This is a genomic window from Pectobacterium zantedeschiae, from assembly GCF_004137795.1.
GTDB lineage: Bacteria > Pseudomonadota > Gammaproteobacteria > Enterobacterales > Enterobacteriaceae > Pectobacterium > Pectobacterium zantedeschiae.
This window is the reverse complement of the sequence record NZ_NWTM01000001.1, coordinates 560,563-576,837: the sequence shown is the minus strand read 5'-3', so window position 1 is coordinate 576,837 and position 16,275 is coordinate 560,563. Positions and strand designations below refer to the sequence as shown.

Genomic DNA, 16,275 nt, shown 5'->3' with positions numbered 1-16,275 from the left:
TCTCCGTTCTTATTTCTCAATCGCCGCTGATAGAGAAGCAGGATCGTTCACCGCAGCTGCTGTCAGGGTATCGACGATTCGTTTGGTTAAGCCAGTCAATACTTTACCCGGCCCGACTTCTAATAGTGACTCAACGCCCTGAGAGGCGATGAATTCAACACAGTCAGTCCAGCGCACTGGGCAATGAAGTTGGCGTACCAATGCATCGCGAATAGCTTCTGGCGTGGTTTCGATGCTTGCATCTACATTGTTTACCACAGGGATAACTGGGGAATTAAATGTCACGGACTCCAACGCCACAGCAAGTTTCTTCGCGGCAGGCTCCATCAACGCACAGTGCGACGGAACGCTGACAGGCAACGGCAACGCGCGCTTCGCGCCCGCCGCTTTACATGCAGCACCCGCACGTTCAACAGCGTCTTTATTACCTGCGATCACCACCTGACCGGGTGAATTAAAGTTTACCGGCGACACCACCTGCCCCTGCGCAGACTCTTCACACGCTTTGGCAATGGCATCGTTATCAAGGCCGATAATGGCATACATCGCACCTGTGCCTTCTGGCACGGCTTCCTGCATCAGTTTGCCGCGCAATTCAACCAGACGAACAGCCTGTTGGAAATCCAGAACACCAGCGCAAACCAGTGCAGAATACTCACCGAGGCTATGGCCAGACATCAGTGCAGGTGTTTTCCCCCCCTGCTGCTGCCAGGCTCGCCAGATAGCAACAGAAGCGGTCAGTAATGCAGGTTGCGTCTGCCAGGTTTTATTTAACTCTTCAGCAGGACCTTGCTGGGTAAGCTGCCACAAGTCATAACCTAACGCTTCAGAAGCCTGAGCAAACGTTTCGGTAACGATCGGGTATTCAGCCGCAAGTTCAGCCAACATCCCTACCGTCTGCGATCCCTGACCGGGAAATACCATTGCAAATTGCGTCATATCACAATCCTGTTTAATTAAAAACGAACTAGCGCGGAACCCCAGGTAAAACCACCGCCGAAAGCTTCAAGCAGTACCAGTTGTCCTGGCTTAATTCGCCCATCACGCACCGCTTCATCAAGCGCTGAAGGTACGGAAGCCGCAGAAGTATTGCCATGACGATCCAGTGTCACAACTACCTTGTCCATCCCCATGCCCAGCTTTTTCGCCGTAGCGCTGATGATTCGAAGGTTAGCCTGATGAGGCACCAGCCAGTCTAATTCACTTTTGTCTAGTTGAGCCGCTTGCAGCGTTTCTTCAACAATATGTGCCAATTCAGTCACTGCCACTTTAAAGACTTCATTACCCGCCATCGTCAGGTAAGCAGGCGTATCCTTGTGGTTACGATCCTGATGCGGCAGCGCCAACAACTCGCCATAGCGGCCATCGGCATGCAGATGGGTGGAAAGAATGCCCGGTTGCTCTGATGTTGTTAACAGCACGGCACCCGCGCCATCACCAAACAGAATCAGCGTACCGCGATCCTCAGGATCCAATGTCCGGGACAACGTATCGGAACCGATCACCAATGCGTATTTCACCGCACCACTTTTAACGTATTGATCGGCAACGCTCAGCGCATAGGTAAAACCAGCACACGCAGCAGCCAGATCAAAAGCAATCGTATCTTTGATCCCTAATAACTGCTGAACCTGACAGGCTGAGCTAGGGAAAGCATGGCTTGACGATGTTGTAGCAACAATCAGAAGGCCGACCTCAGAAGGATCAACATTCGCCATTTCCAGCGCTTTTTGCGCGGCACGGTATCCCATGGTCGCAACGTTTTCATCCGGCGCTGCAATACGGCGCTCACGGATTCCAGTACGTGTGACGATCCATTCGTCCGTCGTTTCCACCATCTTTTCTAAATCAGCGTTTGTCCTGATTTCTTCAGGCAGGTAGCTGCCCGTTCCGATTATTTTTGTATACATGTACGCTTAGTCACTCTTGGGTAATACCGCTTCTAGACGAGCGGCAATCCGCTCGGGAAGCTGCCGCCGTACCGTCTGCATTGCCTGTTCAATAGCAACCGCAAACGCTCTCTGGTTTGCTGCGCCATGGCTTTTGATTACAGTTCCCCGCAATCCTAGCAGGCATGCGCCATTATATTGATCGGGATTCAAATGACCGAAACGCTTTGATAAGCGTTTTTGTAACAAACGCCCCAGCCATTTCAACCACCAAGACCGCTTTTGTTTTTGCTCAGAGCCTGAGGATGGAGACTTCAGCAGTGACAAGAACATCCTTACCACGCCCTCCACCGTTTTCAGTGTGACATTACCCACAAAGCCGTCACAGACCATCACATCCGTTTTTCCTGTCAGCAGATCGTTGCCTTCCAGATAACCGATATAATTTATTGATGGTGCCTCTTTTAGCTGTGCCGCTGCTTCACGGATAGTGCTCAGCCCTTTGCTTTCTTCTTCACCGATATTCAATAACGCGACCCGAGGGTTAGCCAATTCCAGCACTTCTTCTGCCATCACTGAACCCATCACGGCAAACTGGACCAGCATCGTGCTGTCACAGTCAACATTCGCTCCCAGATCCAACACGACAGTTTTTCCGTGTTGCTGATGAGGTAATACGGATACCAACGCTGGTCTCTCAATACCTTCCAGTGGCTTAATCAGGAGCTTAGCCAGCCCCATGAGCGCCCCCGTGTTGCCCGCGCTCACGCAGGCCTGTGCTCTACCGTCTTTAATCAACTCAAGCGCGATGCGCATTGAGGTACCACGGCTCGCACGAATAGCCTGCGACGGCCTCGCATCACTAGCAATAACCGACTCCGCCGGAACAACTTCTAAGCGAGAGAGTAAATCAGAATCGACTTTGGCAAGTAATGGAGTAATCGCAGCAGGATCGCCGACTAATAACAAATTGAGAGCTGGATTAGAAGCCAGTGCCTGCAATGCAGCAGGCACTGTTACGCAGGGACCAAAATCCCCGCCCATCGCATCTAACGCCAGAGTTAGGCGTGTCAAGGTATTGCCTTGCAAATAATTCGCAAGAATTACTTAGCAATAACCTTGCGACCGCGGTAGTAACCATCCGCAGTGATGTGGTGACGCAGGTGAGTTTCGCCAGAAACTTTATCTACGGATACAGAAGAGGTAGTCAGCGCATCGTGTGAACGACGCATACCACGTTTGGAACGGCTAGGTTTGTTTTGTTGTACGGCCATGGACCTTACTCCTTAATTACTTACGCTTTAAACTGGCTAATACGGCAAACGGATTTGGTTTTTCCGCCTCTGCAGGCAGTTGACCAAAAACCATGTCCGCTTCGGACACTTCACAGTGTTCAGAATCATGCACCGGGGCGATAGGCAACATCAGAATAATTTCATCTTCAATCATTGCCAGCAGATCGACTTCGCCAAACTCATCAACGCCGATCGGTTCATACGCTTCCGGTAACGCTTCGGCCTGCTCATCATTGACGACCGGGCTGAAACAGAATGTCGCATGGACTTGATGTTCAAACGGCTTTCCGCAACGCTGACACATCAGTGTGACCGTAACGTCAGCGTTACCGTCAATCACAGCCAGACGCTGATTATCAATATTGAAAGATAAAGAGGCCTGAACATCACTATCCACACTCACCACTGACTCGGCAACACGCTCTACTTGTTCAGCTGAATAGACACCAACGTAATCTAAACGCTTCTGAGCAGTGCGGACCGCATCAAGGGTTAAGGGTAATTTTACCTTTTGCATAGGGCGCGCATATTAACGTCGTAACGACATAGAGTCAAAGAAAAAGGCAGTGATACACCACCTTTCACCAATATTCGCTTCCAGAGCGGCGCACAGTTTAAAATGCCTTTCATCATTACGCTACGGTTTATCAAAAAATTATGCAGCAGATCATTCTTGCCTCAACATCACCTTACCGCCGGGCATTATTGGAAAAGCTGGCGATACCTTTTGTCTGCGCGTCGCCAGACATCGATGAAACCCCTCGCGGTGGCGAAAACGCCATTGATCTTGTGATCCGTCTTGCTGAAAGCAAAGCACGAGCGCTTGCCACGCACTACCCCAATCACCTGATTATAGGTTCCGATCAAGTCTGCGTACTGAGGGACACCATTACGGGAAAACCGCACAATAAGATTAACGCAACAAAGCAGCTACAGCAGGCTAGTGGAAAATGTGTGTCCTTCTTTACTGGTTTAGCACTCTTCAATAGCGCAACCCAATCTATACAGAGCATCGCAGAACCTTTTGATGTGTATTTTCGTACACTGACAGAAGCGGAAATTGACGGTTATCTGGAGAAAGAACAGCCGTGGAACTGCGCGGGGAGCTTTAAAAGTGAAGGATTGGGCATTACCCTTTTTGAACGATTATCTGGGCGAGATCCTAATACGCTGATTGGATTGCCGCTAATCGCGCTGACGCAAATGCTGCAAAAAGAAGGCGTGAATCCACTGACAGCGTGAAATAAATCGGGATAGCTCAATGAACCGCTATCCCGACAGATAAAACATGTAAGGTATGGGTAGTTAGATTTTTGTCTTGCGCAACACCTGCAAACAGCGGCGTAATCCGTTATCCAATGGTGCTTCGACTCTCAGCGTCTCACCGGTGTTCGGGTGTTCAAAACGCAGCGCCTGCGCATGCAGGAAAAGGCGTTTTAAACCCGTCTCCGCCAGTTGCTGATCGAATTCACGATCGCCGTAACGGTCATCAAACGCTATCGGATGCCCGGCATACTGCGCGTGTACACGAATTTGATGCGTACGACCAGTAACAGGACTTGCCCTCACCAGGGTTGCGTGCTCAAAACGTTCTTCTATTTTAAAACGTGTTTCTGACGGTTTACCTTCACTGTTTACCCGTACTATGCGTTCACCGCTTTGCAGGATATTTTTCAACAGTGGTGCTTGAACAACCTTGCAGTGAGATTGCCACTGGCCGCGGACCAGTGCCAGATAATCTTTTTGCATGCCTTTCAGCCGCAGTTGCTCATGCAGAGAGCGTAAGGCCGAACGCTTTTTGGCTACCAACAAAACACCTGAAGTATCGCGATCGAGGCGGTGCACCAGCTCTAGAAAACGCGCTTCCGGGCGTAAAGCACGCAGCCCTTCAATCACGCCGAAACTCAGACCACTGCCACCATGCACCGCAGTACCTGAAGGCTTATTCAGCACCAACAGGTAGTCGTCTTCATAAATAATGCACTCGGCCAATGCCGCCACTTTGCCAAGACTGGCAGAAACAGGGGTTTCATCACGTTCTGCCTGTCGAACCGGCGGAATACGGATGATATCACCGTCGAGCAATTTATACTCAGGCTTGACCCGTTTCTTATTTACCCTCACCTCACCTTTTCGCAAGATACGGTAAACCATGCTTTTAGGCACACCCTTTAAATGGGTATGCAAAAAATTATCGACGCGCTGCCCCGCTTCATCTGCGGAGATCGTCACAAATTGTACTGAAGGATTATCTGTTTTCATGATGCGCGATTCTAAATAGAGCAACCCGATAGCGCCACTTCTTTTTCTGTGCTTAACTGTGTGTCTGACTTATGAAGATATTGTTGCACTATCGGATGAGTAACGGGTGAATTGCGCTCTAGCATCAAACCCTGTCCATTTTGGTGATAACAACAGAACTATCTTTATACAGACAGGCAAAGTCACCTTGCTATAACGGTATCAGCAGTGGAATAATGCTTTTGCGTTTCCCACGCGGATTTCCGATAAAACAAGGGGAAATTGCGAAATTATTAAATTTGCCTGATGACGCACACACGCAGCAATGGCGTAAGACGTAATGCGAAATCAAGCAGTTAGCGGGCTGCGGATTGCAGCTTGGCCGGCAAATGGAATCAGATCTGGCGACATTATTCAGAAGCTGTTCCCTCAGTAAATGCGCTGTTTTCCATCAGGAAACACAGGCTACCGAAACATGCGTCTCTATGCAGGCGACAACCGGGAGGTTGACGTCCCTGCGATAAGCCACGAGGCCATCGGTTCACTCCGGTCATGCGGTTCTTTTGTCCGCAGCTCTATCAATAATGCAAGTAAAAATAACGAGTAAGTTGAAGATGAAAAGAATGTTAATTAACGCAACTCAGCAGGAAGAGTTGCGTGTTGCCTTGGTTGATGGTCAACGGCTGTATGATTTGGATATCGAAAGTCCAGGTCATGAGCAGAAGAAAGCAAATATCTACAAAGGTAAAATCACTCGTATCGAACCCAGCCTTGAAGCCGCTTTCGTTGATTACGGCGCTGAAAGACATGGTTTCCTGCCTCTTAAAGAAATCGCCCGCGAATACTTCCCCAGCAACTATGCTTCCCATGGTCGTCCTAACATCAAAGACGTGTTACGTGAAGGTCAGGAAGTCATTGTTCAGGTAGATAAAGAAGAGCGTGGCAACAAAGGCGCAGCGCTGACCACATTTATCAGCCTGGCTGGTAGCTATCTGGTCTTAATGCCAAATAACCCTCGCGCAGGTGGTATTTCACGCCGGATCGAAGGTGACGACCGTACTGAGCTCAAAGAAGCTCTGGGGTCATTGCAACTGCCTGATGGCATGGGGCTCATTGTTCGTACTGCTGGTGTGGGTAAATCCGCTGAAGCACTGCAATGGGATCTGGCTTTCCGTCTGAAACACTGGGACGCGATCAAAAAAGCCGCAGAAGGCCGCCAAGCACCGTTCCTGATTCATCAGGAAAGTAATGTGATCGTCCGTGCCTTCCGTGATTATCTGCGCCCGGACATTGGCGAAATCCTGATCGATAATCCGAAAATTCTCGATCTGGCGAAAGAACACATTTCTGCGCTGGGTCGCCCGGACTTCAGTAGCAAAATCAAGTTGTACAGTGGTGAGATCCCGCTTTTCAGTCACTATCAGATCGAATCACAAATCGAGTCGGCTTTCCAGCGTGAAGTCCGTCTGCCATCCGGTGGCTCTATCGTTATCGATACAACCGAAGCGTTAACCGCGATCGATATTAACTCCGCGCGAGCAACACGTGGTGGTGACATTGAAGAAACCGCGTTTAATACCAACCTTGAAGCCGCAGACGAAATTGCCCGCCAGTTACGCCTGCGTGACCTCGGTGGTCTGATCGTTATCGATTTCATCGACATGACACCTGTTCGTCACCAGCGTGAAGTTGAAAACCGCTTGCGTGATTCCGTTCGTCAGGATCGTGCGCGTATTCAGATCGGTAGAATTTCCCGCTTCGGCCTGCTGGAAATGTCGCGTCAGCGTCTGAGTCCTTCACTGGGTGAATCCAGCCATCACGTCTGCCCACGCTGTAGCGGCACAGGCACGATTCGTGACAATGAATCACTCTCACTGTCTATTCTTCGCCTGATTGAAGAAGAAGCACTGAAAGAGAACACCAAAGAAGTTCACGCCATTGTTCCAGTCCAGATCGCCTCTTATCTGCTGAATGAGAAGCGTGATGCCGTTAATGCCATAGAGAAACGTCAGGGCGGCGTGCGCGCTATTATCGTGCCACACGACGGCATGCAGACACCGCACTACTCTGTTGTTCGTGTCCGTAAAGGCGAAGAGAAGCCGACACTCAGCTATCTGCTGCCTCAACGTTTAGAAACGGAAACGCAGCAACTGCAAGATGAGCAAACGATCGAACGTAAACAGCCTGAGCAGCCTGCTTTAGCGACGTTCAGCATGGCTGAAATGCCAGCAGAAACTACACCATCCGCTGCCAAAGCGGCTCCTGCTGTAGCGAAAATCGCAGAGGAAACTCAACCGGGTCTTGTTAGCCGTTTCTTTAGTGCTTTAAAAGGCATTTTTGCTTCCGAGCCAGCCGCAAAAGCTGCGGATAGCGTTGACGAGAAAAAAGCAGAAGAAGAGAAAGCCAACGAAGGTCAGCGTTCTGACCGCCGGAATTCACGCCGTCAGGGGAATAATCGCCGCGATCGAGGCTCTCGTGACAATCGTGACAATCGTGACAATCGTGACAATCGTGACAATCGTGAACAGCGTGATGATCAGCGCCGTAATAAGCGACAAAACGACGAAGCGGTTGCAGACAGCCGGATTGCAGAAAATGTGGAGAAAGCTGGTTCGGAAGAACAGCCACGCCGTGAACCACGTGCTGAACGTCAGCGCCGTCGTCAGGACGAACGTCGTCAGCCTGCTGCTGAGGCCAAAACGCAGCCAGCAGTCGATGATTCGGATGACAATGCAGCCGAGCAGGATAAACCTACCCAGGTGATGCAGCGCCGACAACGCCGCCAGTTGTCGCAGAAAGTACGCGTCCAGTCTGAAACTCAGCAGGATACCCTTTCTGATAACACGGCACTGACTGCTGAAACGCCTGAACTGGTTCAATCTTACGTTAAGCCAAACGACGTTACGGTAGACAATAACGAGAGTGATAACGAGCAAAACGATGCAAATCGTGCGAATGGCGAAAATGGCGGTATGCCGCGTCGTTCACGCCGTTCTCCTCGCCATCTGCGCGTCAGCGGCCAACGTCGTCGTCGTTATCGTGATGAGCGTTATCCGTCCCAGTCACCGATGCAGTTAGAATTTGCCGCCGCATCACCGGAAATGGCATCAGGAAAAGTATGGGTTAGCTACCCTGTAGCACAGCCACAACAAGCTGAAAATCAACAGTTGGAAGAAAATGTAACAGCTATCGACACACCGCTGTTGCCAGCCATTGTCGAAGCTACCGTGACTGCACAAACCGATACAGCTGAATCCAACGTGATTGAAAACGTTGCGATTACTGAAACCGTCGTTCAGGAAGAGACGGTTGTAACCGCAACAGCACAATCTGCGGATGTCATTCAGGATAGCAACGTAGCGGATGTCGAAGTGAGTGCTGCCGACGAAGACACTGTCGTTGAGCCAATCACCGAGAACACCGCTATCGATGATGCCATCGCTTCGGTTGCCGTGAGCGCGGTTGAAGAAGCCAAAGCCGTTGAAGCTGATGATACGGTTGCGACACAGGTAATCGAAGACGCACAGACCGTTGAAACTGTCGTTGCTGAAGAAAAGCAGGCAGATAACATCGCTGATGCGACTGAGACAGCTAATGTGGCAGAGCCGATTTCTACTCCGGCGACTCCAGCAGTACAGGAAGTCAGCCAGCCACAAAGCGTTCAGGATGAGCAGGTAGCCGCTACCAGTGCACAACCTGATGTAGAAGAACCTGTATCGGTCGTAACAAAATCAGCGGCTGTTGTTGAACATGGCGGTGTCGTTGAACAACCCCGCTATAAACTCCATGCAACAGCGCCAATGACTAAAGCTCCGGCTCCTGCATACAACGCCGAACCCACTCGACACAGTGATTGGGTACGTCCAGCCTATCCGTTCTCAGGAAAAGGCTCCGCAGGCGGTCATGCTGCAGTGAATCAATCCACTGCGCCAGCAACCAAGCCTACGCCAGTCAACGAGTAATTCTGACCTTTATAGACAAACACCCGCCAATTGGCGGGTGTTTTTTTATTCAGAAACGCTGATTAGCCTAAAACATTCAATAGCTTGATATCTACACTCTCTGTTTTGCCATCCAGTTCAGCCAACAGGCTTTTAAAATGTGAGCTCTGCTCATGTGATGCCAGAGCTTCACGATCCTTCCAGCGTTCGAAGAACACAAACGAGCCAGGTTTATCCACAACGTCATGCAGATCATACTGCACATTACCTGCTTCCTGTCGACTGGGTGATACCACTCGTTTTAGCGTTGCGGTAACATCGGCAATAAACTCAGCCTTTGCCTGAATAGTGGCAACAATACGAATTTCCATATACATCCCTTATTTATCAATGAAAAGATAATGCTATCAAATGCCAATCTGCGCTTAATTTCAAGCATTCATCAACAAACGGATGCATTCGAATGGCTTTACGCTTATCCTTATCCCCCGCCGTATCAGTCCCAAAACCAACCGAAAGACGATGTTTTTCTACTGACCGCCGGAGCGCAATTCCATGACCGCACAGCCCACTATTCTTAAAATCCGTCGCCCTGACGATTGGCACATTCACCTGCGTGACGATCGGATGCTGGAAACCGTCCTCCCCTATACCAGCCGTTTCTTCGGCCGTGCGATTGTCATGCCTAACCTGACGCCGCCGATTACTAGTGTAGCCAGCGCGATCGCGTATCGTCAGCGTATTTTAGCCGCGGTCCCGCAAGGCGATGACTTTCATCCACTGATGACGTGCTATCTGACCGATGCGTTAGATGCCAATGAAATCGTAAGTGGTTTTGAGCAAGGCGTCTTTACCGCAGCCAAACTCTATCCAGCCAATGCCACAACGAACTCCAGCCATGGGGTAACTAGCGTCGCCAATATCTCCGGCATTCTGGAGAAAATGCAAAAAATTGGTATGCCGTTACTCATTCACGGTGAAGTCACCGATCCCGCTATTGATATTTTCGATCGAGAAGCTCGCTTCATCGAAACCATTCTGGAGCCGTTGCGTCAAGACTTCCCTGAACTGAAGGTCGTCCTCGAACACATTACGACGAAAGAAGCGGCGCAATATGTTGTTGCAGGTAATGATTATCTTGCTGCAACCATTACACCTCAGCACTTGATGTTCAACCGCAATCATATGCTGGTCGGCGGTGTTCGCCCTCACCTGTATTGTCTGCCGATCTTAAAACGCAACACGCATCAGCAGGCGTTGCGTGAAGCCGTCGCCAGCGGCTGTGACCGACTTTTCCTCGGTACGGACTCAGCTCCTCATGCCAAGCATAGAAAAGAGTCCAACTGCGGCTGTGCGGGTGTCTTCAATGCTCAGGCAGCATTAAGTACCTACGCCACCGTTTTTGAAGAAATGAACGCACTTGATAAACTCGAAGCATTCTGTTCCCTGAACGGCCCTCGGTTTTATGGTCTGCCGGTGAACGACAGTTGGATTGAACTGCATCGTGAAGCCGTCATGTTCCCAGAAGAAATCTCTCTCGACGATGAGTCGCTCATCCCCTTCCTGGCCGGGCAAAGCCTGAACTGGTCAGTTCGCTAAACAACCAGCCCATCCGCATTATGCTGGTGGGCTAAATTTTACTGTGTGTCTTGTTCTCCACTTGCAATAACTGTATAAATAAACAGTTTAAAATTTGGAGGTCAGTATGCGCGTAGAAATCACTCTTGCAAAGACAACGCCTTTACCTGCCGGTGCCATTGAAGCGCTCAGGCATGAGCTGGAAAAGCGTATTCACAAAATTTACCCTGATACCCCCATTCAGGTTCGTTATGCAGCCGCAAATAACCTTACAGTGATGGGAGCAGGTAAAGATGACAAAGATCGTATCTCTGAAATTTTGCAGGAAACATGGGAAAGTGCCGATGACTGGTTTACTGCAGAGTAATCTAAAGCTTGAAAGATAACGAAGATATAGGCTGTAATGGCAGTTTAAAGCGGCATTTCGCCATGTGCTATGACCGAGGATATCTGTGATGACGGTAGAAAAACCAGAAGAGGCAATGACATTCGGGGAACTGCTGGAGCTGATTGGCGAGCAACAACGCAAGATCGATGCTCTGGAACTTGCCTTTTCGTCCCTGGCATTCTGCCTTGATGAAAAAGCAAACAAGCTGATGATTCACAATTTAACATTAGAATCTCAAAATGAAAATCGGGATCCAGCGATGAAGAAATACCTTGCCCGTATTGCTGCCGCATTGGAGAAAAATTCAGGACCTGCTGTGGAATAATGTTCTATTGTCCCAGTAGCAACATCTTCGGGATGAAAACCTATTCGTCCCGATATTTTATCTGACACATCCTTTATCCCTTCACCATCCCTGCCGATGTAATGTTTTTTACGAAAAATTGAAAATATTTCCCATAAATTAAATAAGCCACAGTATACTGATAATGCTCGTTTAAAAATGATGAGCCACCTGAAGCCTCGTTAGTCACTCATGTTAGTAACTAGTCAATAAGGGGTATTTATGGATAGAAAAAATGAAGTTATTCAGACACATCCTCTTGTAGGTTGGGACATCAGCACCGTTGACAGTTATGACGCCATGATGATCCGATTACACTACTTATCCACCTCGGATCAAGCACCAGATGAAGCACATGTAGACCGTACGCTTTGGCTAACGACAGATGTCGCACGGCAGCTGATACACATACTCGAAGCTGGTATTGCGAAAATCGAATCAACAGACTGTGACGTCAGTGATTATCGAAAACATTAGTAATTGATAACGTTATTAATATTATATTCAATACCCATTAATTTTTTTCAATAACATCGGCTTTAATGACACATACGTTCATAACAACACCGCTTTATTAGCGGTGTTGTTACTTTAGGCCTATTCTCATTTATTTTTATACCCGCCAATTAATTAAGTCGTTTTCAACAACCTTTAACCAATAATCACCCACTACATAATTATTCAACTAACAGAACGTTTTCTGTCCATTTAATTTATTTTGCTATCGTCTTTATTCACTTCTCACCTTAAAACAGGTATCAGAAATATTTATTCCATTAAAGAAATCCTATAACCAAATTGAATAAATTATGAACTTAAATTCAAAAAAACTGCTCATGTTTATGATAATGTTACAATTTGAAAGTTTATATTGATTTTATGTTTCTTCCTGTTAAATTTTTTTTCGGATTGACCACGTTATCGATTTGATAAGGAACTATCACTATGCTTTGGCGTAATACTTCTTCCCGTTATGGCCATATCAGCATTCTTTTGCATTGGATTGCAGCGTTGACCGTTTATGGCATGTTCGCTTTAGGACTCTGGATGGTCACATTAGGGTACTACAATATCTGGTATCACCGTGCCCCAGAGATCCACAAAGCCATCGGAGTGCTGCTCTTTGCCATCATTATTTTTCGTGTGGTGTGGCGCTTTATTTCCCCTCCACCGCCTCCGTTAAAAAGCTACTCTACATTGACTCGCGTCAGCGCGACGCTGGCGCATATCGCGCTTTATGTCATCCTTTTCGCCATTCTCATTAGTGGATATCTAATTTCAACTGCAGAAGGGCATGCAATCTCAGTTTTTGGCTGGTTTTCTATTCCGGCCATTGTCAGCGGCTTGACGGATCAGGCCGATATAGCAGGCGACGTGCATCTTTATCTTGCATGGGCGGTGGTTGCCTTATCAGCACTGCACGGTTTAGCCGCATTAAAACACCACTTTATCGATGGTGATAACACGTTGAAACGGATGTTGGGTCGCAACGTTCCTTAACTTTCTGGATTTATGGAGAAATACCAATGCTGAAGAAAACACTACTGAGCCTGACCGCAGTATCTATGCTTGCCTCTGCCGGTTCTGCACTGGCGGCAGAGTACAAGTTCGATAAAGAAGGCCAGCACGCGTTTATTGAATTCCGCATTAAACACCTCGGTTATAGCTGGCTTTATGGCAGCTTCAACGACTTCGACGGTGCTTTTACGTTTGATGAGAAAAATCCAGCAGCGGATAAAGTGAATGTCACTATCAACACGAACAGCGTTGACACTAACCACGCTGAACGTGACAAACACCTGCGCAGCGCAGAATTCTTAAACGTTTCCAAGCATCCACAGGCAACGTTTACCTCAACGGAAGTGAAAAAATCCGGAGAGGATTACGATATTACCGGTAATCTGACCTTAAATGGTGTGACTAAACCTGTTAAGTTGGATGCCAAACTCATCGGTCAGGGGGATGACCCGTGGGGTAACTATCGCGCAGGATTTCAGGCCGAAGGTACTATCAAGCTGAAAGACTTCAACATTACGACCGATTTAGGTCCCGCTTCACAGGATGTAGAACTGATTATTGCCGTTGAAGGCGTTCGTCAGAAATAAGGCATCGCCACGTGGCTAATAACAAAAAGCCCTTTCCAAAGGAAAGGGCTTTTTATATTGGTGAACGCAGTTAGCTATTCAGCTTTATCTTTCGCTACAGGCGCCGGGATATGCAACGTCGAATGCAATAATCCTTTGGATTTATTGAAAATCTTCATTCCATTTTCACGCCCACTACGTATTGCTCTTTGTTCTTCTAACGGCAATTTCATTTCATCCTGACACTGCGTGCTACAGCAACCTTCGTATTTTTCGGCACAGCTCGGACACTGGATAAATAGAAGGTGGCACCCTTCATTACGACAATTAGTGTGGCTATCACACGAAGCGCCGCACTGATGGCAGTGTGCGATAACGTCGTCAGAAATACGTTCGCCCATACGTTCATCAAACACGAAATTCTTTCCGATAAACTTCAGCGGTAGTCCCTGCGCTTTAGCCTGGCGTGTATATTCAATAATACCGCCTTCTACGTGATACACATTCTTAAAACCATGGTGCAGCATGTAAGCGCTGGCCTTCTCGCAGCGAATGCCACCGGTGCAATACATCACAATGTTTTTATCACGCACATCATCAAGCATATCCACTGCCATCGGTAGCTGCTCACGAAAAGTATCAGACGGCACTTCCAGCGCATTCTCGAAATGTCCGACTTCATATTCGTAGTGGTTGCGCATATCGACGAATACGGTATCAGGATCGTCGGCCATCTCATTAACCTGTTCAGCCTTCAGATATTGCCCAACATTCGCGGGATTAAACGTGGGGTCATCGATGCCATCGGCGACAATCCGTTCACGTACTTTCATACGCAAAACCCAAAACGACTTTCCGTCATCTTCCAGAGCGATATTTAAGCGAATCTGATCGAGTGCCGGGTGCGCCTTGAACAAGGCGGTTTTAAAGGCATCGAACTGATTATTGGGTACGCTGATTTGGGCATTAATCCCTTCAGTTGCAATATAAATACGTCCGAAGACCTTATATTGCTCAAGCTGAATATACAGGCGATCGCGAAATGCTTTTGGATCGTCAATCGTAAAATATTTATAGAAGGAAACTGTGGTACGCGGCTCGGTTTCCGCAAGCATACGTGCCTTCAGTTCCTCATTGGAAACCCGGTTATGTAACACTGGCATGGTGTACGTTCCTGTCTTCATTGAGGTTAGCGTGTGACGTTCATTGCAGGGCTATAGCCTGACACATTGAATCGCCCGGCATCATACCTGATAGCGCCGAAACTGTCAGGGCATGAAATGGCTAGCGAAACGATAAAGAGTGCTCTACCGTAAACAGATGGCCTCTGGGATTCACTTTTGCTTTCACGAAGTATCATCATCGAAGGATCTGTCATTATGAGTCAGCTTTTCTCCCCCGTTTCTCTTGGTAAACTCGAACTGCCTAACCGAATTATCATTGCACCAATGTGCCAATATTCGGCTGAAGACGGCAAGGCGACAGCCTGGCATACCATGCATTTAGGTAACCTGTCGCATTCTGGCGCTGGGTTACTCATTATCGAGGCTACGGCAGTCTCACCAGAAGGCAGAATTTCCCCGCACGATCTTGGACTATGGGATGATACAACCGAACAAGCCCTTGCCAACGTGATTCAGTCGGTCAAAACCTATTCTTCCATACCTCTTGGTATACAACTGGGACACGCAGGTCGCAAAGCATCAACGGGTGTTCCGTGGAGTGGACGAGCCTTTCTGCGCCCGGAACAGGGTGGTTGGCAGACTATCGCGCCATCGACTGTTCCTTATAACACTGGCGATGCAGCACCTCTGGCAATGTCAGAGCAGCAAATACGTACGCTAATTGATTCATTCGTCGACTCAGCTAAACGAGCGGACCGTCTGGGCTTTGACCTGATAGAAATTCATGCTGCTCACGGATACTTACTGCACCAGTTCCTTTCACCGCTGACAAATCACCGCACGGATAGCTACGGCGGATCGCTTCAAAATCGGATGCGTCTGGTTATTGAAATTTACCGCGCGATACGTGAAGTTTTCCCTACGCATAAAGCCGTCGGCGTGCGCATTTCTGCAACAGATGGTGTCAAGGAAGGTTGGAATCTGGAACAGTCCGTACAACTCAGTCAAGCTCTGCACGAATTAGGTTGCGATTTCATTCACGTTTCCAGCGGCGGACTATCACCGTTACAGCAGATTCATCCTGCGCCTAATTATCAAGTGCCCTATGCTCAGCGAATTAAGCAAGAGGTCGGTATTACGACCATCGCCGTGGGGTTGATAACCGAGCCAGAACAGGCGGAAGCGATTGTTGCTACTGGTGAGGCTGATGCGATCGGGCTGGCTCGCGCCATACTTTTTGACCCACGCTGGCCATGGCATGCCGCCGCTCGACTGGGTGCACAGGTATCTGCCCCCCCACAATACTGGCGTAGCGAGCCACGTTATGCCAAAGGCATTTTCAAGCAATAGCGATAGCCAGGCGGTCCTATCCGGGCCGCCTCTTATCCCATG

17 protein-coding genes are annotated in these 16,275 nt (G+C 48.6%); 9 read left to right on the top strand and 8 right to left on the bottom strand.

Annotated elements, in window-relative coordinates; genetic code table 11:
• Positions 1–9: 9 nt before the first annotated feature.
• From fabD to yceD, 5 genes are read right to left on the bottom strand one after another with little or no spacing between them, the layout of a single operon-like run.
• Positions 10–939 carry an ACP S-malonyltransferase gene (gene fabD, locus CLR69_RS02725; RefSeq protein WP_129705970.1) on the bottom strand — a complete coding sequence of 310 codons (930 nt, stop codon included), beginning with the start codon at positions 937–939 and terminating at the stop codon, positions 10–12.
• 17 nt (positions 940–956) lie between these two features.
• On the bottom strand, positions 957–1,910 hold the full coding sequence (locus CLR69_RS02720; protein ID WP_129711727.1) for a beta-ketoacyl-ACP synthase III: 954 nt from the start codon (positions 1,908–1,910) through the stop codon (positions 957–959).
• A 6-nt stretch (positions 1,911–1,916) separates the two neighbouring features.
• Positions 1,917–2,963 (bottom strand): phosphate acyltransferase PlsX, encoded by a 1,047-nt coding sequence (gene plsX, locus CLR69_RS02715; RefSeq protein WP_129711728.1) that lies wholly within the window; start codon positions 2,961–2,963, stop codon positions 1,917–1,919.
• A 29-nt stretch (positions 2,964–2,992) separates the two neighbouring features.
• Positions 2,993–3,163, bottom strand: a complete 171-nt coding sequence (gene rpmF / locus CLR69_RS02710; RefSeq protein ID WP_011093369.1) for a 50S ribosomal protein L32 — start codon at positions 3,161–3,163, stop codon at positions 2,993–2,995.
• Positions 3,164–3,179: 16 nt separating this feature from the next.
• Positions 3,180–3,701 (bottom strand): 23S rRNA accumulation protein YceD, encoded by a 522-nt coding sequence (yceD, locus tag CLR69_RS02705; protein WP_039359651.1) that lies wholly within the window; start codon positions 3,699–3,701, stop codon positions 3,180–3,182.
• Positions 3,702–3,841: 140 nt separating this feature from the next.
• Between yceD and CLR69_RS02700 the strand changes: the two genes are divergently transcribed.
• Entirely contained in the window at positions 3,842–4,426 is a 585-nt protein-coding gene (locus CLR69_RS02700) for a Maf family protein (protein ID WP_129711729.1), read from the top strand.
• A gap of 63 nt (positions 4,427–4,489) precedes the next feature.
• Here the strand turns inward: CLR69_RS02700 and rluC are convergent, their stop codons facing one another.
• Positions 4,490–5,446: a 23S rRNA pseudouridine(955/2504/2580) synthase RluC gene (gene rluC / locus CLR69_RS02695; RefSeq protein WP_129705962.1), complete on the bottom strand. Its 957-nt coding sequence runs from the start codon at positions 5,444–5,446 to the stop codon at positions 4,490–4,492.
• A 593-nt stretch (positions 5,447–6,039) separates the two neighbouring features.
• Between rluC and rne the strand changes: the two genes are divergently transcribed.
• Positions 6,040–9,387: a ribonuclease E gene (gene rne, locus CLR69_RS02685; RefSeq protein WP_129711730.1), complete on the top strand. Its 3,348-nt coding sequence runs from the start codon at positions 6,040–6,042 to the stop codon at positions 9,385–9,387.
• A gap of 62 nt (positions 9,388–9,449) precedes the next feature.
• On the opposite strand, the gene CLR69_RS02680 is transcribed toward rne, so the two are convergent.
• Complete coding sequence (locus tag CLR69_RS02680) at positions 9,450–9,737, bottom strand: putative quinol monooxygenase (RefSeq protein ID WP_129711731.1); 288 nt, start codon at positions 9,735–9,737, stop codon at positions 9,450–9,452.
• A 184-nt stretch (positions 9,738–9,921) separates the two neighbouring features.
• Here CLR69_RS02680 and pyrC point away from each other — a divergent pair, with 184 nt between their 5' ends.
• The 6 genes from pyrC (at position 9,922) to CLR69_RS02650 (ending at position 13,780) form a co-directional block, all read left to right on the top strand.
• Positions 9,922–10,965 carry a dihydroorotase gene (gene pyrC, locus CLR69_RS02675; protein ID WP_129711732.1) on the top strand — a complete coding sequence of 348 codons (1,044 nt, stop codon included), beginning with the start codon at positions 9,922–9,924 and terminating at the stop codon, positions 10,963–10,965.
• Positions 10,966–11,071: 106 nt separating this feature from the next.
• The gene (dinI, locus tag CLR69_RS02670) at positions 11,072–11,311 is read left to right on the top strand and encodes a DNA damage-inducible protein I (RefSeq protein WP_039351839.1); all 240 of its coding nucleotides are present in this window, start codon (positions 11,072–11,074) and stop codon (positions 11,309–11,311) included.
• An 88-nt stretch (positions 11,312–11,399) separates the two neighbouring features.
• Entirely contained in the window at positions 11,400–11,657 is a 258-nt protein-coding gene (locus CLR69_RS02665) for a hypothetical protein (RefSeq protein ID WP_129711733.1), read from the top strand.
• A 240-nt stretch (positions 11,658–11,897) separates the two neighbouring features.
• Complete coding sequence (gene bssS, locus CLR69_RS02660) at positions 11,898–12,152, top strand: biofilm formation regulator BssS (protein ID WP_005970542.1); 255 nt, start codon at positions 11,898–11,900, stop codon at positions 12,150–12,152.
• A 468-nt stretch (positions 12,153–12,620) separates the two neighbouring features.
• Entirely contained in the window at positions 12,621–13,175 is a 555-nt protein-coding gene (locus CLR69_RS02655; protein ID WP_039323274.1) for a cytochrome b, read from the top strand.
• A 29-nt stretch (positions 13,176–13,204) separates the two neighbouring features.
• The gene (locus tag CLR69_RS02650; protein WP_197730562.1) at positions 13,205–13,780 is read left to right on the top strand and encodes a YceI family protein; all 576 of its coding nucleotides are present in this window, start codon (positions 13,205–13,207) and stop codon (positions 13,778–13,780) included.
• Positions 13,781–13,854: 74 nt separating this feature from the next.
• Here CLR69_RS02650 and trhO read toward each other — a convergent pair whose 3' ends face one another.
• Positions 13,855–14,922 carry an oxygen-dependent tRNA uridine(34) hydroxylase TrhO gene (gene trhO / locus CLR69_RS02645; protein ID WP_129711734.1) on the bottom strand — a complete coding sequence of 356 codons (1,068 nt, stop codon included), beginning with the start codon at positions 14,920–14,922 and terminating at the stop codon, positions 13,855–13,857.
• 216 nt (positions 14,923–15,138) lie between these two features.
• Here trhO and CLR69_RS02640 point away from each other — a divergent pair, with 216 nt between their 5' ends.
• A complete protein-coding gene (locus CLR69_RS02640; RefSeq protein WP_129711735.1) occupies positions 15,139–16,233 on the top strand; it encodes an NADH:flavin oxidoreductase/NADH oxidase in 1,095 nt (364 codons plus the stop codon).
• Positions 16,234–16,275 lie beyond the last annotated feature (42 nt).